This is a genomic window from Pseudomonas sp. Sample_22 (assembly GCF_004307635.1).
Taxonomy (GTDB): Bacteria; Pseudomonadota; Gammaproteobacteria; order Pseudomonadales; family Pseudomonadaceae; genus Aquipseudomonas.
This window is the reverse complement of the sequence record NZ_RCNY01000060.1, coordinates 189896-214240: the sequence shown is the minus strand read 5'-3', so window position 1 is coordinate 214240 and position 24345 is coordinate 189896. Positions and strand designations below refer to the sequence as shown.

General features: G+C 61.1%; 21 protein-coding genes. 5 read left to right on the top strand and 16 right to left on the bottom strand.

The window, feature by feature from the left end; translation table 11 throughout:
- Positions 1–8 precede the first annotated feature (8 nt).
- Together D8U73_RS16245 and D8U73_RS16240 are read right to left on the bottom strand one after the other, a co-directional pair.
- Positions 9–2258, bottom strand: coding sequence for an Ig-like domain-containing protein (locus tag D8U73_RS16245; protein ID WP_130905108.1), 2250 nt, complete (start codon positions 2256–2258; stop codon positions 9–11).
- A 35-nt stretch (positions 2259–2293) separates the two neighbouring features.
- Positions 2294–3640, bottom strand: a complete 1347-nt coding sequence (locus D8U73_RS16240; RefSeq protein ID WP_056856862.1) for a hypothetical protein — start codon at positions 3638–3640, stop codon at positions 2294–2296.
- A 277-nt stretch (positions 3641–3917) separates the two neighbouring features.
- On the opposite strand from D8U73_RS16240, the gene D8U73_RS16235 reads away from it, so the two are divergent.
- From D8U73_RS16235 to D8U73_RS16220, 4 genes are all read left to right on the top strand, one after another.
- The gene (locus D8U73_RS16235) at positions 3918–5366 is read left to right on the top strand and encodes an ATP-binding protein (protein WP_130905107.1); all 1449 of its coding nucleotides are present in this window, start codon (positions 3918–3920) and stop codon (positions 5364–5366) included.
- Between the two features lie 247 nt (positions 5367–5613).
- The gene (locus D8U73_RS16230) at positions 5614–6729 is read left to right on the top strand and encodes an SCO family protein (protein WP_130905106.1); all 1116 of its coding nucleotides are present in this window, start codon (positions 5614–5616) and stop codon (positions 6727–6729) included.
- A gap of 100 nt (positions 6730–6829) precedes the next feature.
- On the top strand, positions 6830–8326 hold the full coding sequence (locus D8U73_RS16225; RefSeq protein WP_130905105.1) for an ATP-binding protein: 1497 nt from the start codon (positions 6830–6832) through the stop codon (positions 8324–8326).
- Entirely contained in the window at positions 8295–9725 is a 1431-nt protein-coding gene (locus tag D8U73_RS16220; RefSeq protein ID WP_056856858.1) for a sigma-54 dependent transcriptional regulator, read from the top strand. The genes D8U73_RS16225 and D8U73_RS16220 overlap by 32 nt, the downstream gene beginning before the upstream one ends.
- Positions 9726–9740: 15 nt before the next feature.
- Here D8U73_RS16220 and D8U73_RS16215 read toward each other — a convergent pair whose 3' ends face one another.
- Entirely contained in the window at positions 9741–10124 is a 384-nt protein-coding gene (locus tag D8U73_RS16215) for a hypothetical protein (protein WP_056856857.1), read from the bottom strand.
- Between the two features lie 178 nt (positions 10125–10302).
- Here D8U73_RS16215 and D8U73_RS16210 point away from each other — a divergent pair, with 178 nt between their 5' ends.
- Positions 10303–11109: a class I SAM-dependent methyltransferase gene (locus tag D8U73_RS16210; protein ID WP_130905104.1), complete on the top strand. Its 807-nt coding sequence runs from the start codon at positions 10303–10305 to the stop codon at positions 11107–11109.
- Positions 11110–11353: 244 nt separating this feature from the next.
- On the opposite strand, the gene D8U73_RS16205 is transcribed toward D8U73_RS16210, so the two are convergent.
- From D8U73_RS16205 to D8U73_RS16145, 13 genes are all read right to left on the bottom strand, one after another.
- On the bottom strand, positions 11354–11668 hold the full coding sequence (locus tag D8U73_RS16205) for an addiction module antidote protein (protein WP_056856855.1): 315 nt from the start codon (positions 11666–11668) through the stop codon (positions 11354–11356).
- 2 nt (positions 11669–11670) lie between these two features.
- Positions 11671–11964: a type II toxin-antitoxin system RelE/ParE family toxin gene (locus D8U73_RS16200; protein WP_056856854.1), complete on the bottom strand. Its 294-nt coding sequence runs from the start codon at positions 11962–11964 to the stop codon at positions 11671–11673.
- A gap of 130 nt (positions 11965–12094) precedes the next feature.
- Positions 12095–12787: an N-acetyltransferase gene (locus tag D8U73_RS16195; RefSeq protein ID WP_056856853.1), complete on the bottom strand. Its 693-nt coding sequence runs from the start codon at positions 12785–12787 to the stop codon at positions 12095–12097.
- A complete protein-coding gene (locus D8U73_RS16190; RefSeq protein WP_130905103.1) occupies positions 12784–13599 on the bottom strand; it encodes a ChbG/HpnK family deacetylase in 816 nt (271 codons plus the stop codon). The genes D8U73_RS16195 and D8U73_RS16190 overlap by 4 nt, the downstream gene beginning before the upstream one ends.
- Positions 13571–14776 (bottom strand): GNAT family N-acetyltransferase, encoded by a 1206-nt coding sequence (locus D8U73_RS16185; protein ID WP_056856852.1) that lies wholly within the window; start codon positions 14774–14776, stop codon positions 13571–13573. Before D8U73_RS16185 ends, D8U73_RS16190 begins: the two co-directional genes overlap by 29 nt.
- Before the next feature lie 4 nt (positions 14777–14780).
- Positions 14781–15470 carry an N-acetyltransferase gene (locus D8U73_RS16180; RefSeq protein WP_130905102.1) on the bottom strand — a complete coding sequence of 230 codons (690 nt, stop codon included), beginning with the start codon at positions 15468–15470 and terminating at the stop codon, positions 14781–14783.
- Between the two features lie 86 nt (positions 15471–15556).
- Complete coding sequence (locus D8U73_RS16175) at positions 15557–17476, bottom strand: hypothetical protein (protein WP_130905101.1); 1920 nt, start codon at positions 17474–17476, stop codon at positions 15557–15559.
- On the bottom strand, positions 17473–18777 hold the full coding sequence (locus tag D8U73_RS16170) for an oligosaccharide flippase family protein (protein ID WP_130905100.1): 1305 nt from the start codon (positions 18775–18777) through the stop codon (positions 17473–17475). The genes D8U73_RS16175 and D8U73_RS16170 overlap by 4 nt, the downstream gene beginning before the upstream one ends.
- Complete coding sequence (locus D8U73_RS16165; RefSeq protein WP_130905099.1) at positions 18774–19775, bottom strand: polysaccharide deacetylase family protein; 1002 nt, start codon at positions 19773–19775, stop codon at positions 18774–18776. The genes D8U73_RS16170 and D8U73_RS16165 overlap by 4 nt, the downstream gene beginning before the upstream one ends.
- 12 nt (positions 19776–19787) lie before the next feature.
- Complete coding sequence (locus D8U73_RS16160) at positions 19788–20924, bottom strand: glycosyltransferase (RefSeq protein ID WP_056856847.1); 1137 nt, start codon at positions 20922–20924, stop codon at positions 19788–19790.
- A complete protein-coding gene (locus tag D8U73_RS16155) occupies positions 20917–21885 on the bottom strand; it encodes a glycosyltransferase (RefSeq protein ID WP_130905098.1) in 969 nt (322 codons plus the stop codon). Before D8U73_RS16155 ends, D8U73_RS16160 begins: the two co-directional genes overlap by 8 nt.
- Positions 21882–23249 carry an O-antigen ligase family protein gene (locus tag D8U73_RS16150; protein WP_056856845.1) on the bottom strand — a complete coding sequence of 456 codons (1368 nt, stop codon included), beginning with the start codon at positions 23247–23249 and terminating at the stop codon, positions 21882–21884. Before D8U73_RS16150 ends, D8U73_RS16155 begins: the two co-directional genes overlap by 4 nt.
- A complete protein-coding gene (locus D8U73_RS16145; protein WP_130905097.1) occupies positions 23246–24343 on the bottom strand; it encodes a glycosyltransferase family 4 protein in 1098 nt (365 codons plus the stop codon). Before D8U73_RS16145 ends, D8U73_RS16150 begins: the two co-directional genes overlap by 4 nt.
- Positions 24344–24345: the final 2 nt, after the last annotated feature.

Sequence of the window (24345 nt, the reverse complement as noted above, 5' to 3'; positions counted from 1 at the left end):
GCGAGCGCTTACTGCACAGTGACGTTGACGGTTCGCACGGTGCCTTGGGACGAGGTGATGGTGGCTGTCGGGCTCGCCGACGGAATCACCGTGGTCGAGTTGCTGACGGTCAGGCGCCAGCGTCCGGTCAGCGGCACCGTGGTGCTACCCAGGGTTACCAGCCCGGTCGGCGTGGTCACCTGGATGGTGATGGTGTTGCCAGTGGTCACCGACGAAGTCCCCGTGAAGTCCCAGTTGAAGCGATTGTTGGAACGGGCTGTCACCGTGGCTGCCGTGACCGCGAAAGTTTCCGCGGCAGGACGTGGCGAGACCTGCACCGTGACCGTTGCCGGTGACGTCGACTGGGCACCGAAGCTGTCCCGGGCGATGTAGCTGAAGGTCGTAGTGAACGCCGTGGTGACCGTCGCCGGTGGGTTATAGGTCAGGACGGTACCGTTGCTGGTCACCGAGCCGCGATCCGCCGGTGGTTGGGTGAAACTGGCGATTGCGAGCGGCACGTTGCCTTCCGGATCGGTGTCGTTGGCCAGCACGTTGATCGGAATCGACACACCCAGGGTCGCGATGCTGTCGGCGACGGCCACCGGAGGCTGGTTCGGCGCCACGGTGATGGTCACGGTCGCCGCAGCGGTCGAGGCCAGGCCCTTGGCATCTTGAGCCTTGTAGGTGAACGTTGTGGTCAACGGTGCATTGACCACGGCTGGCGGGGTGTAGACCACCGCGGTGGAACCGTTCAACACCACGCTGCCCTGGCCGGCAGCCGGTTGGGTCAACGCGGTGATGCTCAGCGGTGTGTTGCCATCCGGGTCGCTGTCGTTGGTCAGCAGGCTGAGGGTGATCGGCACGCCGAAACTGGTGCTGCCACTGTCGGCGACAGAAAGCGGTGCCTGGTTTTCACCGGTGTCCGGCGCGGTGCCGACCACGACGACCGGCTCGACATCGCTGCCACCTGAGGCCGATTTGATGGTCACGCTGGCCGGAGGCTGAGGCAGGTCGGCGACGGTCAGGCGTTGCAGGGTGCCTGACTTGGTTAACCGTCCGTAGCCCTGGGCAACCATGTCCGGTACCACCACTTCGTCCGACGAGATGGCTTCGATCAGCAGGCTGTGGTCGCTCCAGTTATAGCGAGCGGTTTGTACTTTCACCACGTCAGTGACTTTGCTCGAGACCGCTGTCGGCCGGGTGGTGCCGGTCGGGTCGGTCGCGGTGAGCACGACCACTGGCGGTACGGTGCTGCCGGTCAGGCGGTGGCCAAAGAACTGGCCGGTATTGTCGCCAAGCATGCTGGTGAGGCACGGCGATGGTGGTGGTCCGGGAACCAGGGCAACGGTTTCGCGGAAGCACAGGCTCGAATTGTTCGCCGATTTGCCGAACACCTCGACCCGGGTACTGCTGGTGCCCGGTCCTGTAGAAGTGCGGCGGTAAGTCGCGCGTCCGATTTCCGCAAGGGTCTGCGCACGGCTGTCGAGGACTTTGCCGGACACGGTAAAAAGCGTGGTCTGAATGGTCCCGGGCGGGCCCTGGACGCGCAGGAAGTTGGTGTTGTTGGGGCTGCCGGTGACCGCTTCGGTAAGGTTCGGGTCACCGACGAACGTCTCGATGGCGCCCGTGTCCGGGTTCACTTCGGTATAGGGACCGTTGACGCTGCGCAGGAACGGGCCGACCTCACCGTTCAGAGCACCACTGAAATTGCCTGGTGCGCCGATGCCGATGTCGCGGGTGATGTTGATGGCACGACGGCCGGGCGTGGTGACGTTGACCGTTTCCACGCCGTACGGGTGGGTGATGGTGTAGGTGCCTGCCACCGGTACGTTTATCCGCAGGCGAATGCGGGCGAAGCTTGCCTGGTCACCGTCGACAGGGTTTTCCGCGGCGAATGCCGCTTCGATCCCGGCCACGTAGGCGTCGACGCCATAGCCGCCGACATCGGGGATGGTGGTTTCGGCGAGGAACCAGAAGGTTTCCGGTGGCCAGTTGTCGGGGAATACCATCGGCAAGGTATCGTCATAAACCCCGGGTTCCGGATTCAGGATGCACATGTAGGAAGGTGCGCCAGGAACGCCCGGCGAGCGCGAGCTGGTGGCCCGCGACTGGCACAGTTCCAGCGACAGTGAATTGTTGTCCTGATACCACATGGGGAATTTCCCCGTGGCAAAGGTGTAGGGACCGGGATCGACCGCAGCGAGTTGCGCGAACGCACTGCCGGTCAGCGAAAGAGTCAGCCCGAGCGCGTTGAGCGCAAAGCGTGGCCACTTGTTCATGATGCCTCCTGATGCGGGTCTGGGCATGAGAGCGTTCATTGCACGATGACCACTTCTTCGGTGTCGCTGCCGCCATTGGATGACGCCACGTGAACCTTGGCCGGTGGAATCGGCGAGATGCCGGTCGACAGGGATTTCTCTGCGCCATCGCCACTGAGGGCGCCGATGGCGACCCCGGTACCGGTAGTGACGGTGAGGACCGGAGGCGAGGTTTCATCGCTGGTCGAGGCCACGACAGTGATCTGTCCGCTGTTCAGGCTGTACTCGGCCCGTGAGATCACCACCAGGTCGGTCAGCGGCATGGAGATGGAGGTTGGGGTGCTGGTGGGAATGGCCAGATGGTTGTCAGCCGTCACCACCAGGTTGCTCGGCAACGTCGGGTTGGCGGCGGACTGGGCGTACCAGTGGCCGGTGGTGTCAGCCTCGGTGAGGTTCAGTACCGGGCTGTTGCTGTCCAGCTTCACGGTGGCCGGTGGCGGCGGTGCCAACACGAAAACGTCTTGTTGCGCCACGGGTGCGCTTTCACCTGCCTTGCGAGAGTAGGTACTGCGCTCGGCGATCAGCGGAGTGGGGCGGGTCACCGTCGACAGTTTGCCGGAAATGGCCATCACCGTTGTCCGCAAGTCCAGGCCGTTCGGGCCCTCGATGCGAATGTAGTTGGTGTTGAACGGACTGCCGGTAAAGGCTTCTGCGAGGTTTGGATCGCCAACGAACTGCTCGGCAGCACCGGTGACCGGGTTGGTCTCGGTGTAGGGGCCATTGACGCTGCGCAGGAACGGGCCAATGTCACTTTTGAGCGCGCCGTCATAGGTTTTCGGTGTACCGATACCGATGTCCCGGGTCATGTTGATGGCGCGGGTCCCGCCCGCGGGAACGTCGAAGATGTCGACGCCGTAGGGGTGGGTGATGGTGTAGACGCCCGCGGTGGGCACGTCGACCCGAATACGGATACGACCGAAACTGACCTGATCACCTTCCTTCGGTTCTTCGGCGGCGAAGGCTGCTTCGACGGCGCTGACGTAGGTCAGGTCGATGCCGCGGGCAGCATCGACGATGGCGCCGTCGCCGGTGAACCAGAACGTTTCATCGGGAAAGTTGCTCGGGAAAACGATGGGTTGGGTGTCGTCGAAAACCCCGGGAGTTGGATTCAAAACACACATGTAGGACGGCGCACCGGGTGCGCTGGGAACCCTGGAACTGACAGCCTTTGACAGGCAAAGGTCGAGGGTTCGACCGTGACTGTCTTGGTACCAGGAGGCGAAACCTCCGGTGGCGGGTGTGTAGGGGCCAGGGTCTACAGCGAACAGTGCAGCCTGGGCGACGCCTTGGGCCATAGCACTGACGATCAGAGCGATCGCGGTTTTGGACAGTAAAGGGTGCATGTGTAATCCCTCTATCAGAGTACCTGCCCCTTGGATATGGGTCAGTTGGGAGGGCTTCGGCAACTCCCATGCCAATCGCGAAAAACGGCTATGAGAGGCCCGGTGCACAGGCGTTCGCCTGGCGACAAGCTGCATTTGCCTGCGGAGGGGAACGGGCCTCTTTCCCCAGGATTGGGGGTAGATGGGGGCAACGGAGCAGGGGGAGAACAGGTTGCAGCCGGGCAATCTGCCAGCAGTGGGCTATAAACCTATAGGGGCTTTTGCGGGAACAATATTGATGACCACGCTTGCCAAGACACTGACCACCGACCAGGCCGACATGCGCTTGAGCTCGCGCAAACAGCCGTTCAACCTGCTGCGTTGGTTTTCGCTCATCAGCATGGCGGTGATCGGCACAGTGGCGGTGGCGTTGGGCTCGGTGTCCACCAAGTTCGTGATTACCGAAAGCGTGCAGCGCGATGCGTTGCTGACATCTCAGTTCATTCAGGCGATCGCCGCCGCCGAAGTCCGCCACGTTTCAATCCCCAACGTGCGGACCATGGGCGAGTTGCTCGACCCGCGCAAAGATCGGGATTTCCCTGACGTCGATCCGATGGCCCGTGCCAATGCCCGGGGCGAGTTCCTCGACCACATCGAGCATTTGCCGGACGTGATCCTGGCGAACATCTATGCGCCTGACCGGATGATTATCTGGTCGACCAACCCGGCGCTGATGGGCACCACGATTCATGTCGATGAGGATCTGGATCAGGCCTTCGCCTCGAAGACACCGGTATCGGCCAGTTACCATGATGTCGACCATGGCCGCATGGAACAGAAGTTCGTCACACCGCCGGAATACATCTTCATCGAAAACTACATTCCGCTGTTTGACGCCGAAGGCAAAAACGTCACTGCGATGGTCGAGATCTACAAGGAGCCCAAGGATCTGATCAGCCGCATGGAACGTGGCCTGGTCTTGATCTGGCTGGCGACGGCGTTGGGCGGTGGGTTGATCTACCTGGGTCTTTACTGGATCGTGCGGCGGGCGGCGATTTTGCTGGCGACGCAACAAAAGCAACTGATCACCAACGAAACCTACGTGGCCTTGGGCGAAATGTCCTCGGCAGTGGCCCACAGTCTGCGCAACCCTTTGGCGACCATTCGTTCAAGCGCCGAGTTGGCGCTGGAGTTCGACAGCGGTCCGGCGCACAAGAACATCAACGACATCATCGGCCAGGTCGATCGCATGTCGAAGTGGGTCCGGGAGTTGCTGCAATCCTTGCGACCGCTCAACGACGAAGCCGAACCGGTCAACCTGGTCGCGGTGCTGCACGACAGCCTGAACGCGTTCGAGCAGCAGATCGCCAGGGGCCGGGTCACGGTGGTGTTTACCCCCAAAGAGACGCCGATGGTCTTGAGTCAACACGTGCAGCTGACCCAGATTCTCAACAGTTTGCTGGCCAATGCGCTGGAGGCCATGGACGAAGGCGGTACGCTGACGATCAGCCTGGAACCGAGTGCTTCCCAAGGTGTGTGCGTGACCATCGGCGACACCGGCAAAGGTATGAACGAAGAGCAACGGCGCTTGGCTTTCCGACCTTTTTTCACCACCAAGCAAGGTGGGCTGGGGGTCGGGCTGGTGTTGGTCAAGCGAATCATGGAGCGCTTTGGCGGTACGGTGGCGCTCGATAGCCGTGAAGGCGAAGGCACGCGCGTGCGTCTTTCGTTCAAGTTAATCTCCTGAAAACGGGGGGCAACTTTCCCCGTTAGCGGGTGCCATTCCCCAATTTTTCCCCCGAACATGGCAGATTGATGTTGATAAGCCATTGTTTTGTCGCTGGTTAATGCTTTTGTATAAATCAGTTACAAGATGGCGAGCTCCTTGCACATGCTCCATCACCCCCTTCACATATTTCGAGGTGGTTGGTGATGGACAAAAAAGAGCGCCTCCCCACCGGTGACGGCTTCGGTCTGAAAGTGACGGCCCAGCCATGAACCGGGAGGGTGTCGACGTGAGACGCCATACACCACGCTCGCGCGCCTTGGGCATGCACCTTGTGCTGCTGTTGTCGGCCTGTTTGCTGGCCAGCCAGTTGCTGGTCGCCAAACCGGTGCCACCGACACCCGCACCGGCAACAGAAACCGCAGTCGCCGATAGCGCCACTCCGTGGGGTGGCGACTATTTCCCCAACACCCTGCTGACCAATCAGGACGGTCGGCAGGTGCGGTTTTTCGATGACCTGATCAAGGGCAAAGTGGTGGTGATCAATTTCATCTTCACTTCGTGCAGCGACTCCTGCCCACTGGAAACCGCCAGGCTGCGTCAAGTGCAGAAGTTGCTCGGCGACCGGGTCGGCAAAGACGTTTTTTTCTACTCCATCAGCATTGATCCCTTGAGCGATACGCCCGCAGTGCTCAAGGCCTATGCGCAACGCTTCCAGGTCGGTCCGGGCTGGCAGTTTCTCACCGGTGAGTTCGCCGACGTCACCGAGCTGCGGCAGAAACTCGGGTTGTTCATCGAAGGCGTCGACAACGGGCGCAGCAAGGACCACAACCTGAGCCTGATTGTCGGCAACCAGTCCACGGGGCGCTGGATGAAGGCGTCGCCATTCGAAAACCCGTGGATTCTGGCCGATCAATTGGCCAATACCCTGCAGAACTGGAAGCAACCGAGCGTTGAGCAAAATTACGCCAACGCTCCCGAGATCCGCCCACCGAGCAGCGGCGAGGAATTGTTCCGCACCCGCTGCGCGTCTTGCCACAGCCTGGGGCCAATGGACGGTCAGGGCATCGGCTTGCGCAGCATCGGTCCGGATCTGATCGGCGTGACCCGTCAGCGTGATCCTGCCTGGCTCAGTCGCTGGATCCGCGAACCGGACCGCATGCTGGCGGAAAAGGACCCGATTGCCATGGAGCTGTTCGAGCGCTTCGACCAAATCCCGATGCCCAACCTGCGCATGGACGAACGTGCCGCGCAGTCGATCATCACGTTTTTGCAGGAAGAAACCGATCGCCAGCATCCGCCGTCCAGCGCGTTGGCTGCTGGTAACGAAGCACCCGAACATCAACATTCCATCGCGGTTCCAGACAAAGCGCAGGTGCAATAGTGGCGAAATAGATTCATTGCCCGGGCATTGCGATCAATGCCACCTACACTGATTCGAAACACGGCTGAAAAGGCTTGTAACCCGCGACCAGGACAGTCCCATGCAGACACTGGAAGAACAAAATGCAGCTGTCCCGACAGTACCGGCAGCGGCAGAGGGTAAGGATTGGCGTCCGCCCTTCAATCTGGTGCGCTGGTTTTCCCTGGCGAGCTTTCTCATTATTGCCGCCGTGGCATTGGGGCTCGGTTACGTCTCTACGCGCTTCGTGGTTGAGGAGAGTATCGAGCGCGATTCGATGCTGACTGCGCAGTTCATTCAGGCGATTGGCGATGCGGAAATTCGCCATGCTTCAATTTCTCCCAACCGGACCATGGGCGAGATGCTCGACCCACGGCAAGAAAACGCCTACCCCGATGTCGATCCTGTAACCCGTGCCGCTGCGCGCATTGAGTTTCTCGATCATGTGGAACACCTGCCGGGCATACTGCTGGCGACGGTGTATGCGCTGGATCGCACCGTGGTCTGGTCAACCAACCCGGAGCTGATCGGTGTGCGCATCGAAGATGACGAGGAACTGGACGAGTCCTTCGAAATGAAAGAAGCAGTGTCCACCAGCTACCACGAAATCGATGAGGAACGTCCCGAACAGCGTCTGTTGCGTGAACCCCAATACCTGTTCATCGAAAATTACATTCCGATGTTCAATGCCGACAAAAGCAAAGTGATCGCCATGGTGGAGATCTACAAGGAACCGGTGGATCTGGTTGAACGCATCCAGCGCGGGTTCAAGGCGATCTGGCTGGCGACATTGCTCGGCGGGGCGGTCATTTATCTGGGCCTGTTCTGGATCGTGCGCCGTGCAGCGATGTTGTTGCAGAGTCAGCAAAAGCAATTGGTGGCCAATGAAACCTTTGTCGCCCTCGGCGAAATGTCTTCGGCAGTGGCGCACAGTCTGCGCAATCCCTTGGCGAATATTCGTTCCAGTGCCGAACTGGCCCAGGAAATCGCCAGCCAGACTGCGCAGAAGAATATCGGCGACATTATCAACCAGGTCGACCGCATGTCGCGCTGGGTGCGCGAATTGCTGGTGTCGTTGCGACCGGTCAACGACGACTTTGAAAACGTGGACCTGTTGTTGGCCATCGATGACACCTTGAATGCGTTCGAACCGCAGATCAAACGCTCGAACGTCGAGGTGCGTTTCATTCCGACGACAGTCCCCCCGGTCCTCAGCCAACAGGTGCTGCTTACACAGATTCTCAATAGCCTGTTCGCCAACGCCCTGGAAGCCATGCCCAAGGGCGGCGTGTTGAGCATTGAGATTGAGCAACCGTCGGCCGATCAGGTGAGCATGATCCTCAATGACACCGGCAAGGGCATGAGCAAACAACAGCAGCAAATGGTCTTCAAGCCATTCTTCACCACCAAACAAGGGGGGCTGGGCGTGGGCCTGGCCCTGGTCAAAAGAATAATGGAGCGTTTCCAAGGCTCGGTCGAACTGACTAGCCAGGAGCAGGAAGGAACCCGCGTTTGTCTCAATTTCAAAGTGGCAACGGGAGGGGAATATGGAACACAGCATACTGCTGGTCGAGGATGATGAGCTGCTTGCCGAGAATATTCAGACCTACCTGGAGCGCAAGGACTTCGAGGTAACGGTCTGCCACTCGGCCGAAGACGCACTTGAGCAATTGAAGACGTTCGCACCGGACGTGGTGCTCACCGACAATTCGTTGCCAGGCATGAGCGGTCACGGCTTGATCCAGAAGCTGCGCATCAGCGCGCCGGATATGAAAGTGATCATGATGACGGGCTACGGCAATGTCGAAGACGCCGTGGTGGCGATGAAAGAGGGGGCTTTCCACTACGTCACCAAACCGGTGGCTTTGCCCGAACTCAAGCTGTTGCTGGACAAGGCCCTGGCCACCGACCGGATGGAACGCACGCTGTCGTTCTATCAGGAGCGCGAGGCGCAGAAATCCGGGGTTCAGGCGCTGATCGGTGAGTCCGCGCCCATGGTCTACCTCAAGGGCACCATCGCCCAGTTGCTCGACGCCGAGCGACGCATGGCCAACAGCGACCTGCCGCCGGTCCTGGTGGAAGGCGAAACCGGTACCGGCAAAGAGTTGGTCGCCCGGGCACTGCATTTCGACGGCCCACGCAACAAAGGCCCGTTCATTGAATTCAACTGCGCGTCGATCCCCTCCAACCTGGTGGAGTCCGAGCTGTTCGGGCACGAGAAAGGCGCCTTTACCGATGCCAAGGATCGTCGGCTGGGGCTGGTGGAAGCGGCCGATGGCGGGACATTGTTTCTCGATGAAATCGGCGAGATGGACCTGATCCTGCAGGCCAAGCTGTTGAAGCTGCTCGAAGACCGGACCATCCGCCGGGTCGGTTCGGTGAAGGAGCGCAAGGTCGATCTGCGGGTGATCAGCGCCACAAACTGCAACCTCGAACAAATGGTTCAACAGGGCAAATTCCGCCGCGACCTGTTTTTCCGCCTGCGCATCATTTCGATCAAGGTGCCGCGCCTGTACGCCCGTGGCGAAGATATCCTGTTGCTGGCCCGACACTTTCTGGCTGCCCATGGCAAGCGCTACGGCAAGCCGAACCTGCATTTCAGCGACCAGGCCGAAGAGCTGCTGCTCAATTACACCTGGCCGGGCAATGTGCGTGAGCTGCGCAACATGCTGGAACAAACCGTGTTGCTGGCGCAAAGCGACACCATCGCCGCGCATCAATTGAACGTCTGCATGAGCCTGGTGGACGAGCCGGCGATGTTTCAGCATGAACTGCCGCCCAGCGAACCACGCCCGACCTACAACGGCACCGAATCGATGAACCTGCCGGAGGTCGAGCGTGACATGGTGCGCAAGATGCTCGACAAGACCGACTGGAACGTCACCAAGTCCGCGCGACTGCTGGGCCTGAGCCGCGACATGTTGCGCTACCGGATCGAAAAGCTCGGCCTCGCGCGTCCGGACAAACGGCAGTGGTAGGCAGAAGCCGCCGGGTTACAAGGACGGACCCGGAGCGCTCAGGCAAGCCAGCATGCAGGTCGGGTCGATCACTTCATGATTGACGTAGACACCGCGAGCCGCATCGTAGGTGCGGATGAACACGCGCACGGTGGCGTCCGCTACCGTCGGCAACTGCGAGTCGGAAAACACGTGCTCGCTGGACACCGGAATGAAGGTCTGGGGGGAAGTCGGGATGTACGCGCCTGGCGGCACGGTGCTCAGTGAAGGTGGGGCGGGGTGGGCGAAAGGCTGGTCAGCCCCGTAATAGTGGAATTCAGTGTTCGATTGGTCAGTTTGCATCAGGCTGTCGTCCGCCAGCGCGACGCCGGTGGCAGTCAGGCAAAGGGCAAGCAACAGCGTGTGTCCGGTCTTGTTCATGGCAGCACCTGCGAAATCGGTTAATCCGCATTTCCCCCGAGGTCATTAACTATAGCGCTCCCGTGGGCGGGCGTCGGCGTTGCCTGTTTACAAGATCGCAACAAAGCCACGAAGAGGCTTTAAACCGAGATGATCTAGACTCGGGCCGTCAATCATTGACCCGATTCTGGAGTGTGCAATGGAAATGCCGACAAAAGAACAAGCCATCGCCAGCAACCGCGATGCCTGGAATGACTCCGCTCGCCATCACAAGGAATCTGCCGAATGGCAGCAACATTGGATCGCCGTGGCGCACGCGGACTTTACCTGCCTTGATGAGACCCTGACCGGTGTGCTGACGGAAGTCGGTATCGATGGCAAGGAAGTGGTGCAACTGGGCTGCAACAACGGCCGCGAAAGCCTTTCCCTGTTCGCCTTGGGGGCGAGGCATGTGACGGGGGTCGATCAGTCCGCAGCGTTTCTCGGCCAGGCGCGAGAACTGGCGTCACGCTCGCCCCACGAGCCTGAGTTCATCAAAGCCGACATTCATCATTTGCCGCTGCAACTGAAGGGGCGCTTCGACGTAGCCCTGATCACCATCGGCGTCTTGAACTGGATGCCGGACATAGCCGAATTCTTCCAACATGCGGCGCAAACCCTCAAGCCGGGCGGGGCCTTGATAATCTACGAAACCCATCCGTTTCTGGAAATGTTCGATCCCTACTCAGCCGATCCCTTTGCCTTGAGTTCCTCGTATTTTCGCCGGGAGCCTTTCGTGCAAAACGAGCCGATCGTCTATGAAGGCAAAGTCGAGCAACCGGCATCCCCGTCCTACTGGTTCGTTCACACCCTGGGCGACATCCTCAAGGGTGCCATTGCTGCCGGACTGCAGATCAACCACTTCAAGGAATACCCGCATTCCAACCGCGAAGAGCTTTATGACCTCTATCAGCAACAAGAAGCGCAGTTGCCGATGTGTTTTACGATGGTTGCGGTGAAACGCTGAAGGGCGGGGCACCTGGACTGACGCCATCGCCGGCAAGCCGCGCTCCTACGGATTTTGAGGTGGCCGCAGTTTTTGTGCTGGACGCAAAGCCCCTGTAGGAGCACAGCTTGCTGGCGATGGCGGAATGTCAGTCACCGATCATGTTGAAGGTGCCGCCGTCATCGCCGGCAAGCCGTGCTCCTACAGGTTTTGAGGTGGCCGCATGCTCGCGAATGAAGCGACGCCGTTGGCGCAAGGCTTCAGGTCAAGCCTGAGCCGCCGTGGTCACGGCGACATGCCCCGGTTGCGCGCAAAGCTCAATGCCCAGCGCATGAATGACTTTTAACACCGTATCGAAACGTGGTTTCGCCCCTGGCGCGAAAGCCTTGTACAGGCTTTCGCGCCCCATCCCGGCGTCTTTGGCTATTTGTGTCATGCCGCGGGCTTTTACCACGTAGCCAATTGCTCGAAGAAACTCCTCGTTGTCACCTTCAGCCAGCACTTGGGAGAGGTACTCACTGATGGCTTCATCGCTGTCGAGCAGTGTGGTCATATCGAAGTCAGTCAAAGTCTGGCTCATGGTTAAACCTCCTTTGCCAATTTTTTTGCGTGTCTTATATCAGCGGTTTGAGTTGATTTGTCACCCCCAGCCAACAGGATGATGACGACACCGTTTCTCATCGTGAAGTAAATGCGGTACCCGGCACCAACGTCCACGCGCATTTCGGAGATGCCATTACCCACTGCCTTGATATCGCCAAGGTTGCCCGCGGCGGCTCGATCAATGCGACGGGCTATTGCAACCTTTGCCCGCATATCGCGAACGGAGGTATGCCATGCGGCGAAAATGCCGGTTTGCTGGACAAGATAATTCATCGCTCGAATGTATCCAAATGGATACGGATGAGCAGTCAGACATTTCCGCGCTTGCCTGAGTTTTTTCGGTAATTCGTGTGGGCGGGCCTAACCGCCGATGGAGCCGTAGCGGCCCCATCGGGTCATTCGGTCAAGCCTGAGCCGCTGCCGTTACCACTGGCCGGCCCGGTTTGCGCAACGGGTCGAGGCGCGAGCCGCTGTAGCGGGTTTCGCGGAAGAAGCGCCAGCGGCCAAAGAGGCCGTAGACGTGGGTGACTCGCCCCTGTTCCTGATAGCCCATGCGGATGTGCAGTTTCAGCGCGGGGATGTTGTGGGTTTCGCACACATCCACCACCTTGTTGCAGCCTTGCGCCGCCATCGCTTCCCACAGCGCGATCTGGACGTCCACGGACAGGCTGCTGCCGAAATAGGCGCGGATCATTTCCCCGCCAAACTCGAAGAACTCACCGGGTTTGACCGGAAACCAGCAACCGTAATAGTGGCGGTCGTGGTAATCACGCGTGCTGCCCCAGATAAAGCCTATGGCATGACCGTCTTCGTCCACGTACATGTGCCCGGTGTGACCTTCGGCGGCGAGTTCGGCCATGGTTTGTACGCGGTCACCGAAATGCTTGGCAAACGCCGTGGCGTTTTCCGGGGTGATGATGACCTGGCGCACCCCGGAGTAAGGACGCAACTTGTGCGGCGGTACGGGGCTGACCAGGTCGCGCTCCATCCACAACAACTCCCAGTGGAAAAACACATAGCGTTTCCACAGAGTGCTGAACGTGCGGCTCAAGCCTTTTTGTTTGATTCGTTCGCGCAGTTGCTGGATCAGGCTCATGAAGCCCTCCTTGGCCAGGTTGGCCGTGTGTTGGATGAAGGTATTGACGGACAGTTGCAAGCTTCGCTGTAAGCCACCCTGGGTACCCCGGGCAGGCGTTGTTCGAGCAGGACGCTCAATGACTCCCCCTGATCCAGATAGGCATCGCCGAAATCGGCGCCGAGCTGATTGGGGTGGGCGACAATTTCCAGCAAGCCTTCGCTGGGTGGCGCAGCGTTGCGCAGATCCACCGGGGTGCAGACGTAGTCGGCGGTTGCACCGGCCAGGCTGTTCAAGCGGTGGTTGAGCAATTGTTTGAACAGGCGTTTGGGCAGGCTGAGGTTTTGCCCCAGGTTGCGCGCCAGCCGCACGGGCACGCCTTGCCGGGCCGCGAAACGCGCAACGATCTCGCCGATGGGCCAGATGTTGTGCACGTGTTGATGGGAGTCCAGGTGACTGGGGCGCACGTCGTTATCCAGGCAACGTTGCCATTGGGCCTCGAGCTCTTCCTCGACCGCCAGGCGATCCTGACGCCCTAGCCACAGGCGCGTGCGCGACAGGTTGAGGTCGAACACGCCGGCACTGTCACAGAAGGTCCTGCGCGAGAGAATGCGTCGGCTCAATGGGTGGCCGTAGGTCAGGTTGAAGTGCAGGCCGATGCGCCCTGCCAGCAACGGATGCTGGGCCAGGACACACGCCGCTTCGAAGGCCGGCATGTTGGCCATGGCGGTCGCGGAACTGATGACCCCGGCCTGGAATGCGCCCAGGATCACTGCGTTTTCGCAGGCGCTGAGGCCGAAGTCGTCAGCGTTGACTATGACTTGCTGTGGCATGTTCGCCCTCCATGAGTTTTTCGGTGCAAGCCGGCGCCTTGACCACCGGTGCGGTGACCGGGGCAGGGCTGCTGGCCGCGGTCCTTCGTTTCGCCCGCCACTGCTGCATCAGGGGTTTGACTTGCTGCCAGACACGCAACCCCAGGCCCAGCACCAACCCGCTCGGGCGCCAGGAGTAAAAGCTCCAGCGCCAGTGTTCCATGTGCCCGGTCATGCGTTCATGCAGTTGATGACTGGAATTTTCCAGGCTGACCCGCGACGCATCGATCCAGTACCAGTTATCGTCCAGGCCCCAGCGGATCCATTCTTCGAGCAGCACCCGACCGCTGCCCAGATCGGCATATTGCGGCAGGAACGCGAGGTTGTAGTCGTACAACCGACCCTGTTCCAGCAAACCGAGGCGATAGCTGATGCAACGCCCGTCCAGTTCCAGTGTCACCACGCGCACCAGACCTTGGGCGGCGAGGGCGGTGAAGGCTTTTTCCATCCATTGGCGGCGACGTTCATCGGCAAAAATGCCCACGCCTTCATCACCTTTCCAGCTCACCGCTTCCACCTCGGCGATGGCCTTGAGCAGCGGCCCCATGGTCGTTGCATCGGGGGTAATACGGCGGACCTGTGCGCCACAGGCGGCAATACGCTTGCGTGCCCGGCGCAGTTTGTAGCGCGGGTCGCCGGAAACTTCCTGGCGATCGGCATCGGTGATCAAATGCACTGGCACCCGACAACCGAGGCGGCGCTCGGCGGTCGAGCTGCGCGCGAACCATGACCTCAGTGCATGGTCTTCGCCGGCCAGTTCATTGAGTTGCAGCAGGGCATGGGGCAAGCACCGACGAATCTCGGTCAACGCCTTGCGCAGGCCTTCGGCATCCACGGTCGCCAACAGCGCAAGGCGATCGGCCAGGGGAAAGCCCAAGTGATGCAATACCCGAAACGGCAAGCCGCCGAACCGTTCGACGGATGCGACCAAGGGTAGACACAGCACCAGTTCATCGGCCTGCCAGCCGAGCAAAACATGCAGCCGTTCGCCCGCCGTCAGGGCCTGTTGCGACGCAGCCATCCAGGCCAGTGCGTTGAACGGTGTGTGGTCCATCACTCGCAGGCGCAGCGCTTCATAGGCCGCAGCGGGAAAGTCTGCGGCGCACAGCGAAGTACGCCATTCAAATCGCACGGTCATAGGCTCAGGCCACCGAAGCAGGGGAAGGTGAACGTTCCGGTTTGCGCAAGGCATCCAGGCGCGAGCCGGTGTAGCGGGTTTCACGGTAAAAACGCCAGCGACCAAACAGTTTATAAATGTTCATGATGCGCCCCTGTTCCTGGTAGCCGGTGCGAATGTGCAGCTTCAGGGCCGGGACGTTGCTCCACTCGCACACGTCCACCACCTTGTAGCAGCCTTGGGCATGCATGGCTTTCCACAGCTCGGTTTGCAGGTCCATCGACAGCGACGTACCCCAGTAGCCCCGGCTCAGTTCACCACCAAATTCGAAGAACTCGCCCTCTTTGACCGGAAACCAGCATCCGTAGTAGTGGCGGTCGTGGTAGTTGCGTACGGCACCCCAGATAAACGCCACGGCGTCACCCTTTTCATCCAGATGCATCTGCCCGGTGTGACCTTCGCGGGCCAGCTCGGCCATGGTTTCCACGCGGTCGCCGAAATAGCGGGTGAAAGCCACGGCGTTTTCCGGGGTAATGCTGACCACTTGCAGCGGCGGATAGGATTTGAGTTTGTAAGGTGGAATGGGGCTGACCAGGTCGCGTTCCATCCACAGCAGTTCCTGATGGGAAAACACAAACAGTCTCCACACTTTTTTAACAGTGGCACGCAGGCCTTTTTGTCTGATGTGTTGGCTGAGCTTCTGCAATGCACTCATGTTATTGGCTCCTGGCGGACAGTCCCGCAAGTGGAGTAAACCAGCGCACGGCAAAATGCCGGCGCGGCCAGGCAATCGAGCGACAGTCATGAAGCGTTCCAGCTCAAGGTGAAAAGGGTTTGCCCTGGCAGCTCGAAGCTCACGCGACCGTCGGTGCATTTGAACGGTGCGTCGCGGCTGCGGTTGTCCGCGCCGAAGTAGCGCAATGAGCCAGCGGCTAGTGGGCATGCCGCGCCATTGAGGCTGACATGCTGCAAGCGCGAGCCTTTGTTGACCCCCAGCAAGCTGCGTTTGAGGTCGTCGGCCATGGCCAGCACATCGACCTCGAACGCGTTGTTTTCCAGGCGCACCACACGCTGCAGCCAATGCTGGCCGATGAACTGCTGGGCGAGGGCGACCGGTTTGAGTTCGAAATGGTCGTCGCCCAGCATGCGCAACATGCCCTTGGGGTATTCAGGCTCGTCGGCGGCCTGGAACCAGTTGAGCATCTCCAGCAAACCGTCCTGGGACGCGTTGATCACCACTGAAGTCCACCACAACGAGGTGAAGTGGGTTTCCTGATCATAAGGGCTCAGGCTTGATCCGCTGGACAGGTTGGTCTGGTCCAGCAGCAAGGCCTTGCGGGGCCGGCCGTCGGCATCGAGCCCGACAAGGTCGGCGGCGCGACGCACGCTGTCGCGATAAACCCGGGTGGCCAGCAGATCGCGAATCATCCACTCGTGCCAGGCCAGGGCATCGATCTGATCGCCGGACTCCTTCAGCAGGCGTCTGGCCCAGTCGATACCACGCTTTTCGGCGGCGTTGTCGGCGAACGGGCCGTTGACCAGCCGCGAACTGGCCGGCATGGCAATGCGCACGCCAGCCTTGGCGTTGTCCGGATTGCTGCGCACCTGGCGGGCCATGCTGGTGAAAATGCTTTGATAGCTGGCGTAGTCCGGGTAGTTGAGGTTCGGCTCATCGGCAAAACCGATGTAATGGGTGCCTTTGCCGCCGAGTGCGCGGGTCGCGGCGAGCCAGGCGTCGAGGCCGGCGTTGCTGGTGGTGTCGGCGCGCAGATCGGCCTGGCGCTGACTGCCGGCGAGCAGGGTGATGTCCTGGGTAATGCCGAAGCGATCCTGATACAGCCGGCGGAAGGCGTCTTCGTAATGCGGCTGTTTGGCCGTGATGTCGACGAAACTGTAGTAAGCGCCGGCCTGGGGCTTGATGGCGTCGAGCACCGCATAACTGGATGGCGGCGGCATCACGTAGGGCAGGGCGATACCCAGGTTCGGTGTGTTGCCGAGCACGTCCTTGTGCACGGTCAGCCGGGTTTCACCGTCGTCCTCACGCACCGGTTTGAGCTGCTGCGAATTCTGCGCGAACAGGTTGGCCGTACCATCGAGCCAGAACGCTGCCTTACCGCTGCCTTGCAGGCGCAGTCGCCAGACCTGTTCGGTGTCGGCCACGGGCAAGGCGACCTGATCGAATTGCCAGTAGGCACGGTAGGGTTTGAGTGCCAGCGACAATTGTTTGCCGTCGCCGACACGTTGCGCTTGCAGAGCGCCGACGCCACCGTGGAACTTGCCTGCCAGCACGGCTTGCTCGCCAGCCGCCACCTTGAAAAACAGCTCGTCGCCATCGCGGGTTTCGGCGCTGAAATGCACTTTGGCCGGGGCGAACAATGCCACCGTGCGCTCGTCATGTTCGACTTTGTAGCGACGGAAGCTGTAGCCGGGGATCTCCAGTCGATAACTGCTGGCGCCGGGCAACAGCGGCCAGCTCTGGGTGCCGCGGGTTTCAGTGGCGGCAATCAGTCGCTCGCCCGCCAGACGACCTTTGCCATCGAGCAGGTAAAGGCGTTCTTCGTTGGCATCCGCCTGCCACGCCGGGACCCAGCGCACGGTCACGTTATCGGGACGATCTGCTTGCAGGTACAGGCTGCCGTCACGAATGTCGGCCCAGCGCATCGGCCCGGCATAAGCGTCGAGCGACAGACCCAGACTCACCGCCAGGGCAAAATATCTCATGCCGACTTCCGTTGCAGGATTTGCAGCATCGGGGCGACGTCGCTGGGCAGGATGATCAGAACTTGCCACAACGGCACATGGCTCAGGCGGCAATACATCACCAGCAAGGCGATGGTCACCGCCAGGTAGGCGATGGACGACGCCGCGGCCGCGCCAACGATGCCGTAGGCGGGGATCAGCACCAGGTTCAACGCCAGGTTGAGCAATGCCCCGAGGCCCATCAGCAGTGAAATCGAACCGGGACGATCCTTGCCCAGCAAATCCAGGCGCAGGATGCTCGCGTAGCACAAGCCCAGCAGCCCCGGCAGCAGCGCGAGCAAGGCGGGATAAGCCGGCTGATAGGCAACGCCGAACAGGGTGACGATCAGCCATTCGCCGATCACCGCCATGGTCAGGCATGCGCCGAGCATCACCGTGGCCGTCAGGCGCAGGGCCAAGGGCGTGACTTTCTCAATGCCTTCTTCCTGTTGCAGCAGGCGTTTCATCAACGGCGTGGTCACCGCTTCCGGGACGATCAGCAGCAACTCGGCGGCGGCGCTGGCCATGGCGTAATGACCGAGCGCGGTGCTGCCGAGCAAGGCGCCGATGAACAAATAGTCAGAGCGCAAAATCACTTGCTGGAACAGCAGGTCCGGATGGCTGCGGGCGCTGAAGCGCAGCAGTTCGTTCTGGCTGGCGCGGTCCCATTGCAGGGTCAGCGGTTGATTGCGCTTGAGCCACAGCCAGCCCACCAGCACCACCAGGCTGATGCCCGCCAGCCAACTGATCAGTGCCGCTTCCAGTGCGGCGCTTTTCCACATCCAGAACAACCCCAGAAACAGCAGCAGCGGTGCCAGCGACTCGATCAGGCGCAGGACGTTGAACGCCACCACGCCGCCCGAGGCGTTGTGCAACGTCAGCAGCCCGCTCTTGAGCACGGTCAGCGGCACCGCGAGCAGCAACAGCCAGGCCAGCAGGCCGAGTTGCGTGGTGATGTCCAGTTCGCTGCCGAACTCACGGGTCAGCGCCACCACCAGCAAGGTCAACAAACCGGCGAGCAGACAACCGAACACCAATACCTGGCTGAGCAACAAGCCCATCGGCCGTTGCTTGGCCGCCTGGTAACCCACCGCCGAATTCAGCCCACCACTGGTGGCGGCGCTGATCAGGTCCGGCAGGGTGCTGAGCAAGGCGAACAGGCCGCGTTCGCTCGGCCCGAGAATTCGCGCCAGCAACACGTTGCGCAGCAAGCGCAAACCGATCATCGCCAGTTTGGTGCCCATGCTCAGCGCCAGGTGCTTGAGATAATGGCTGCGACTCATGGGCGAGCCCCACGGTAAATGCGCCAGGACAACAAATCCGGGTTGCGCGCGGTGCGCTGACTGACGCCGAAACGCGGCAGGGCCAGCGGATCGCTGACGCCCCGGTAGATTCCGGTGCCGGTGCCCAGGGCAAACGGGAAGTCATGGTCGGCCACGTGTTGCCGCACCCGTTCGTCATTGTCGCCATTGGGATAGCAGTAGACCGGCAACGGCCGGTTGCAGCCGTTGAGCAATGCCTGGCGACTGCGGGTCAGTTCTTCGTCCAGGGTTTGGTCGTCGAGACCGGTGAGGATCGCGTGACTGGCGCCATGGGGACCGAAACGGATCAGGCCGCTGGCCTCCAGCGAACGCACCTGTTGCCAGTCGAGCGCTTGCGGCAACGACTCTTGCGGGCACTCGTCGGTCAGGCGATTGAGGTCGCGAGGAGACAGGGTTTTCAGGTTCTGCAGAAAGTGCAGCAATGCCAGGCTGCGCCGTTGCACGTCCGGGTCATCACACAGCCCCGGCAGTGGCCGACCCAGTTGCTGCAAACATTCGATCAGGTGCATGCGGGCTTTTTCACCGTGGCTGTTCCACAGGGTTTCGCCGATGCTTTCCCACCAGAAACGCTGGCGGCTGCCGATGAAGTCCGTGGACAGGAAGATACTCGCTGGCACTTGGTATTTGTGCAGCAGCGGGAACGCGTTCACCGCGTTGTCGCGCCAGCCGTCATCGAAGGTCAGCGCCACTCTCGGCCGCTCGGACCGCAGGCTGCCCGGTTGCAGGATTTCCATCAACGGCACGCAATCGAAGTGTTTTTTCAGCCAGGCCAGCAGGTGCTCGAAAGCCTGCGGCCCGACGCACAGTTCATTGCGGTGGGGCAGGTTGGCGGCGCTGTCGTTGGCCAGCACCCGATGCAGCATCAGGATCACGCCGGCACCCTGCAATTGCTGGCGCCCCACCGAGGAGTTGAGGTAGAGCCAGCCGCTGGTGCGTTTTAGTAATTGTTTGATCGCCATGGCACGTGCCTCTCATCGATTTTGCTCGGGGTTCCATTGCGCATAACGCTGACCGCGCAGGAACTGCCACAGACCGATGCTCATCCCGGCAAGGGTCACCAGGAGGAATGCGGCGAGGCGAAAGGGTTTGGGCAAGCGATGCTGCGAGTCGAGCAAGCCGATGATGGCCGCGGTGTATCCGAGCAATTGCGCAACCAGGGTCCAACGATAGAAAACGTGGTCGTCCCACAGCCAGAAATTGCTCAACAGCAGTGGCAACAACAGGATCGGCGCCAGGCGGCGGATCAATTTGTGGCTGATCAGGGCAATCGCATACAAGCCATGCTTCAGCGGGTTGAGCAGTTCGCGACGCTGGGCCAGGCTCTGCAATCCACCCACGGTGACCCGCTGGCGACGGCGGAATTGCTTGTCCGCCTCATCGACGCCGGTGTCGATCACCCGGGCTTCGGGCACGTAGATGATCCGCTTGAACGCCACCGGCGCGCAGGTGCTGATAAAGAAGTCGTCATTGACCTCCGCCGGCACGTTCTGGAACAACTCACGACGCAGCGCGAGCAGGGCGCCGTCAGCGGAGACCATGCAACCGGTACGGTTTTCCACGTAGCGCAGCCAGCCTTCGTAATGACGATACAGACTATCGCCGATGCTCAGGCCTTTGCCGGTCACGGGGATCAGCATGTGCCCGGCACACGCGCCTACCTGAGGGTCGGCCAGTGGTGCGAGCAAGTGGCCCAGCGTGTCGTGGGACCATTGATTGTCGGCATCGGTGAACACCAGAATCTCGCCACGGCTCAGCGCTGCGCCGGCATTGAGCGTCGCGGCCTTGCCCTGGCGGGGCAGGTCGAGCACGGTAATGCGCGGATCGGCGACCTTGCGCGCGCAGGCCACGGTGTCGTCGGTGGAACCATCGCTGGCCAGAATGATTTGCAGCGAACGCGCCTGATAATCCTGGGCCAGCACGGTGCGCAGTTTTTCTTCGATGTGCCGCGCCTCGTTGTGCGCGGCAATCACGATGCTCACGTCCATTGGCGCCGCCGGACCATGCCGGCGTGCGGCGAAGAGCGGCGCGAGCAGGGTCAGCAGCAATGGGTAACCGAGGTAGGCGTAGACCGGCAACAACAGGCACAACCAGAAAATGAATTCAGCCACGGGCGGGCCTCCTGGCATTCCAATGACAAAGACTGAGAATGAACGCGGCGCCGGCCAGGTGCAGGCGCACCCAGTGCAGGCCCCACAGTTGCACCGTCAGGCACGGATTACGGTGTTTCACGGTCTGACGCACACTCAGTACCAGCGCGGGTACTGTGGTCAGCAGCACCATGATCAATGCATGGTGAGGAAAGCCGTCGAGCAAGGCGGATATCGCCAAAAAGTCCAGTAGCCAGGCACCCAGCGACAGCAGTGGGAAGCGCAGCAGTCGCAGGCTCAGGCCATGGGTGCGCAGCAGTTGCAGATGGCTGCCCTGGCGCCACATTTCCTTGCCCATCCATTCGCGCCAGTTCATTTCGTAACCCCAGTGCAGCGCGACGTTTTCGTTGATCGATATCAGCCGCGCGCCCTTGGCGGCCTGACGCAAGGTGAAGTCCTTGTCCTCGCCCGTGCGCAGGGTCTCGTTGAAGCCGCCGACCTTGTCGAACCACTCGCGGCGCATCAGCAGGTTGGCGCTGGTCAGCCAGTCCACCGATTGCACGGTATGGCGCGAAGGACGCAGGGTGCGCCGTTGCCAGGCGGTGGCGTACCAGGGCGCTTGCGCCGGGGTGTGCAAGTCCAGGCTAAACACATCGGCGACACCGGCGTCCTCGAGTCTCAGCAAATGGGTGAGCCAGTCTTCAGGCATTTCGATATCGGCATCAAGGAAGGCCAGCCATTCCCCCGTGGCAACCTCGGTGCCGCGGTTGCGCAGGGCACCGATCAGCACACCGGGAACGACCAGCACGTGTGCGCCGAACTGCCGGGCGATCTCCGGACCCTGATCCTGTGAGCCGTTGTCGACCACGATCAACTCGCATTCCAGGTCTGCAACGTTGGCGGCACGTTGCGCTGCCAGCAGGGTCCGGGCGATGTGCCGTGCTTCGTTGTACATCGGGATGACGATACTGATGCGGCTCATGCCTTGGCCTCCAGGATTGGACTTTCTTCGGCTTTCAGACGCAGGACGCTGGTCAGGGCAAGCATGATCCAGACGTACTTTTGATTCGGGGCACTGAGGAACATCAAGAACAGCGTCAATGACAGGAAACTCATGCCCAGGTGGGTCATCAGGTCGGCCTGCTGCCAGTTGCGCCGCTGCATCCAGGCGCGACGGGCGCGCATCAAGTTGTAGAACCCGAGGGCGAGCATGCCGACGAACAACAGGCCGGCGGGAATCCCCAATTCGCTGAAGATCTCCAGATAGGTGTTGTGGGCACGGCGGTACAGATCGCCGACTTTGCGGTTGGCGGAGAACGCCTTGGCGTAACCGGTGGTGGCGTAGTGCAGCGGAAAGGTTCCGGGGCCGGTACCCAGCAACGGATTTTCGCGGATCATCTGGCTGCCGACGACGATGTACGAGGCGCGGCGCCCGAGAGATTCGTCCTGCGCCTTGGCCCCGGAACTGAGGATGCTCAGAGACTGGATGCGCGCGACATAACCGGCGGGCATCGCGTAGATGGCCAACGGAATCACAATGGCCAGCCCCAGCATGGCAAAACCCAGGTGACGCGGGCGAATACGTGGCAGCTGCGCACGATAGTGCCATGCACCGATCATCAGGCTGAGAAACAACACCACCAGGCCTGAACGGGACTCGGTCTTGGTCATGCCGCCCAGCAGCAGGATGAAGCAGCCCAGCCAGAACAGGCGTTGCAACATTTGCGGGCTGCGGATCATCAGCAACAAGGCCAGCGGCACGGCAAACGCGATCAACATCGCAAAGGCGTTCGGGTCTTCCAGCAGACCGGCGGCGCGGCCCTGATCCTGATACTTGCTGGAAAACATCGCCAGTGCGCAGGTGAGGGTGACACTGAGGGTCACCAGCCTGGCGAACAGATCCAGATTCAATTCACGGCCGATCAACAGCGTGATCACGAACAGAATGAGCCCGACGCTGATTTCCCGCAGGTGCCCCAGCGACATGCCCAGGTCATCGGTGGTCAGCATACTCAGCAGATACAGCGCCATGAAGCCGATCAGCAAGCGCCAGATGTTGCTGCGCAAGCGCTCGGATGGAATGTGGTGCAAGGCCAGTTGCAACATCAGGATCAGCGCCAGCGACGCGCCGATCAGCTTGGTGCCGGACAGCGCGCTGTCCTTGAAGAACCCTTCGAGCGGCACCAGCGCCGCAATGCCCAACAGGCCCCAGGCGGGCTTGCGGAACAGCACGGCAACGCCCACCAGGCCCAACACCGCTCCCGGCGCCAGAAATGGATAAGGGCTGGCCAGCAAAGCGAGGCAGACCAGACCGAAAAAACTGACGATCGAGAGTGGAAAAATCACGCGCGTGCCTCCCGTGCAGTACGGATATAAAGCTGCGACCAGCGTTCGGCCAAGGCCTTGAGGTCGTAGCGATCCAATTGTGTGCGTCGTGCGTTGTCGAGCAGCTTGCGGGCCAGTGCCGGGTCACGCAGCAGGGTACCGATCTGCCGGGCGAGGGCGGCACTGTCGGCGGGTGTTGCCAGCAGGCCGTTGTGCCGGTCTTCCAGCACATCGGGAATCCCGCCGACACCAAACGCAACCACCGGCACCCCGGCTTGCATGGCTTCGAGCAGAATCATCGGCGTGCCCTCGGTGCGCGAGCTGATGACCAGCGCATCGAGTTGTCGCCACCACGCACGCATGTCGTTCTGGTACCCCGGCAGCGTGATGCGCTCCTGCAAACCCGCCTCGTTGATGCGCGCCAACAGGCTGTCCCGTTCCGGGCCGTCGCCGAGCATCACGGCGTCCAGTTGCGGGTACTGCTGGCACAGCGGAATCAGCGCATCGAGGAACAGGTCCGGGCCTTTTTCACTGCTCAGCCGACCGACGTAACCGGCCAGCCAGCGTGGCCGTTGAGCGTTGTGCGGTTGCAGATCCTTGGCGGCGGGCAAGCCGTTGGGGATCACTTGCAGCTTCTCGGCACAGACACTGGCCTGACGGTGCAGTGCGGCAATGCTTTCGGCGACACAGACCACGCGATTGACCGACGCGGTCCGGCACAGTTGCAGGCTCAGCCAGGTGTAGAACTTCTGCTTGCGACTGCGCGGGGTGAAGCCGTGCTGAGTGATCACCAGCGGCAGGCGCAACAAGGTTGCGCCCACCCACCCGTACAACAGACCCTTGAAATTGTGCGTGTTGATCAGCGGCCGCTCGGCCCGTCGCTCACGCAAATGCGCAAGCAACGCCCCAAGACCGGTGCAACCGCGGCAGTCGACCCCCGCCTCGCGAAACCGGGCAAGCAACTCGTACGGTGCATCGAGAAACAGCACCTGGTGTTGCCCCGGCGTCGCCAGGCAATGATCGAGCAGCATGCGCTCGGCCCCATAGAAGCCGCCACTGCTGAGCAAATGAATGATCGGCAATGATGGCTTGCTGTGGTCAGAGGGCAGGGACATGT

Bases quoted from the DNA above. Each gene is read 5' to 3' on its own strand.
- D8U73_RS16195 (WP_056856853.1), bottom strand. From the start codon at position 12,787: ATGAGCCTGATCCAGCAACTGCGCGAACGAATCAAACAAAAAGGCTTG.
- D8U73_RS16180 (WP_130905102.1), bottom strand. From the start codon at position 15,470: ATGAGTGCATTGCAGAAGCTCAGCCAACACATCAGACAAAAAGGCCTG.
- D8U73_RS16230 (WP_130905106.1), top strand. From the start codon at position 5,614: ATGAACCGGGAGGGTGTCGACGTGAGACGCCATACACCACGCTCGCGC.
- D8U73_RS16205 (WP_056856855.1), bottom strand. From the start codon at position 11,668: ATGAGCCAGACTTTGACTGACTTCGATATGACCACACTGCTCGACAGC.
- D8U73_RS16220 (WP_056856858.1), top strand. From the start codon at position 8,295: ATGGAACACAGCATACTGCTGGTCGAGGATGATGAGCTGCTTGCCGAG.
- D8U73_RS16240 (WP_056856862.1), bottom strand. From the start codon at position 3,640: ATGCACCCTTTACTGTCCAAAACCGCGATCGCTCTGATCGTCAGTGCT.
- D8U73_RS16225 (WP_130905105.1), top strand. From the start codon at position 6,830: ATGCAGACACTGGAAGAACAAAATGCAGCTGTCCCGACAGTACCGGCA.
- D8U73_RS16190 (WP_130905103.1), bottom strand. From the start codon at position 13,599: ATGCCACAGCAAGTCATAGTCAACGCTGACGACTTCGGCCTCAGCGCC.
- D8U73_RS16170 (WP_130905100.1), bottom strand. From the start codon at position 18,777: ATGAGTCGCAGCCATTATCTCAAGCACCTGGCGCTGAGCATGGGCACC.
- D8U73_RS16210 (WP_130905104.1), top strand. From the start codon at position 10,303: ATGGAAATGCCGACAAAAGAACAAGCCATCGCCAGCAACCGCGATGCC.
- D8U73_RS16200 (WP_056856854.1), bottom strand. From the start codon at position 11,964: ATGAATTATCTTGTCCAGCAAACCGGCATTTTCGCCGCATGGCATACC.
- D8U73_RS16215 (WP_056856857.1), bottom strand. From the start codon at position 10,124: ATGAACAAGACCGGACACACGCTGTTGCTTGCCCTTTGCCTGACTGCC.
- D8U73_RS16235 (WP_130905107.1), top strand. From the start codon at position 3,918: ATGACCACGCTTGCCAAGACACTGACCACCGACCAGGCCGACATGCGC.
- D8U73_RS16145 (WP_130905097.1), bottom strand. From the start codon at position 24,343: ATGTCCCTGCCCTCTGACCACAGCAAGCCATCATTGCCGATCATTCAT.
- D8U73_RS16175 (WP_130905101.1), bottom strand. From the start codon at position 17,476: ATGAGATATTTTGCCCTGGCGGTGAGTCTGGGTCTGTCGCTCGACGCT.
- D8U73_RS16155 (WP_130905098.1), bottom strand. From the start codon at position 21,885: ATGAGCCGCATCAGTATCGTCATCCCGATGTACAACGAAGCACGGCAC.
- D8U73_RS16185 (WP_056856852.1), bottom strand. From the start codon at position 14,776: ATGACCGTGCGATTTGAATGGCGTACTTCGCTGTGCGCCGCAGACTTT.
- D8U73_RS16165 (WP_130905099.1), bottom strand. From the start codon at position 19,775: ATGGCGATCAAACAATTACTAAAACGCACCAGCGGCTGGCTCTACCTC.
- D8U73_RS16245 (WP_130905108.1), bottom strand. From the start codon at position 2,258: ATGAACAAGTGGCCACGCTTTGCGCTCAACGCGCTCGGGCTGACTCTT.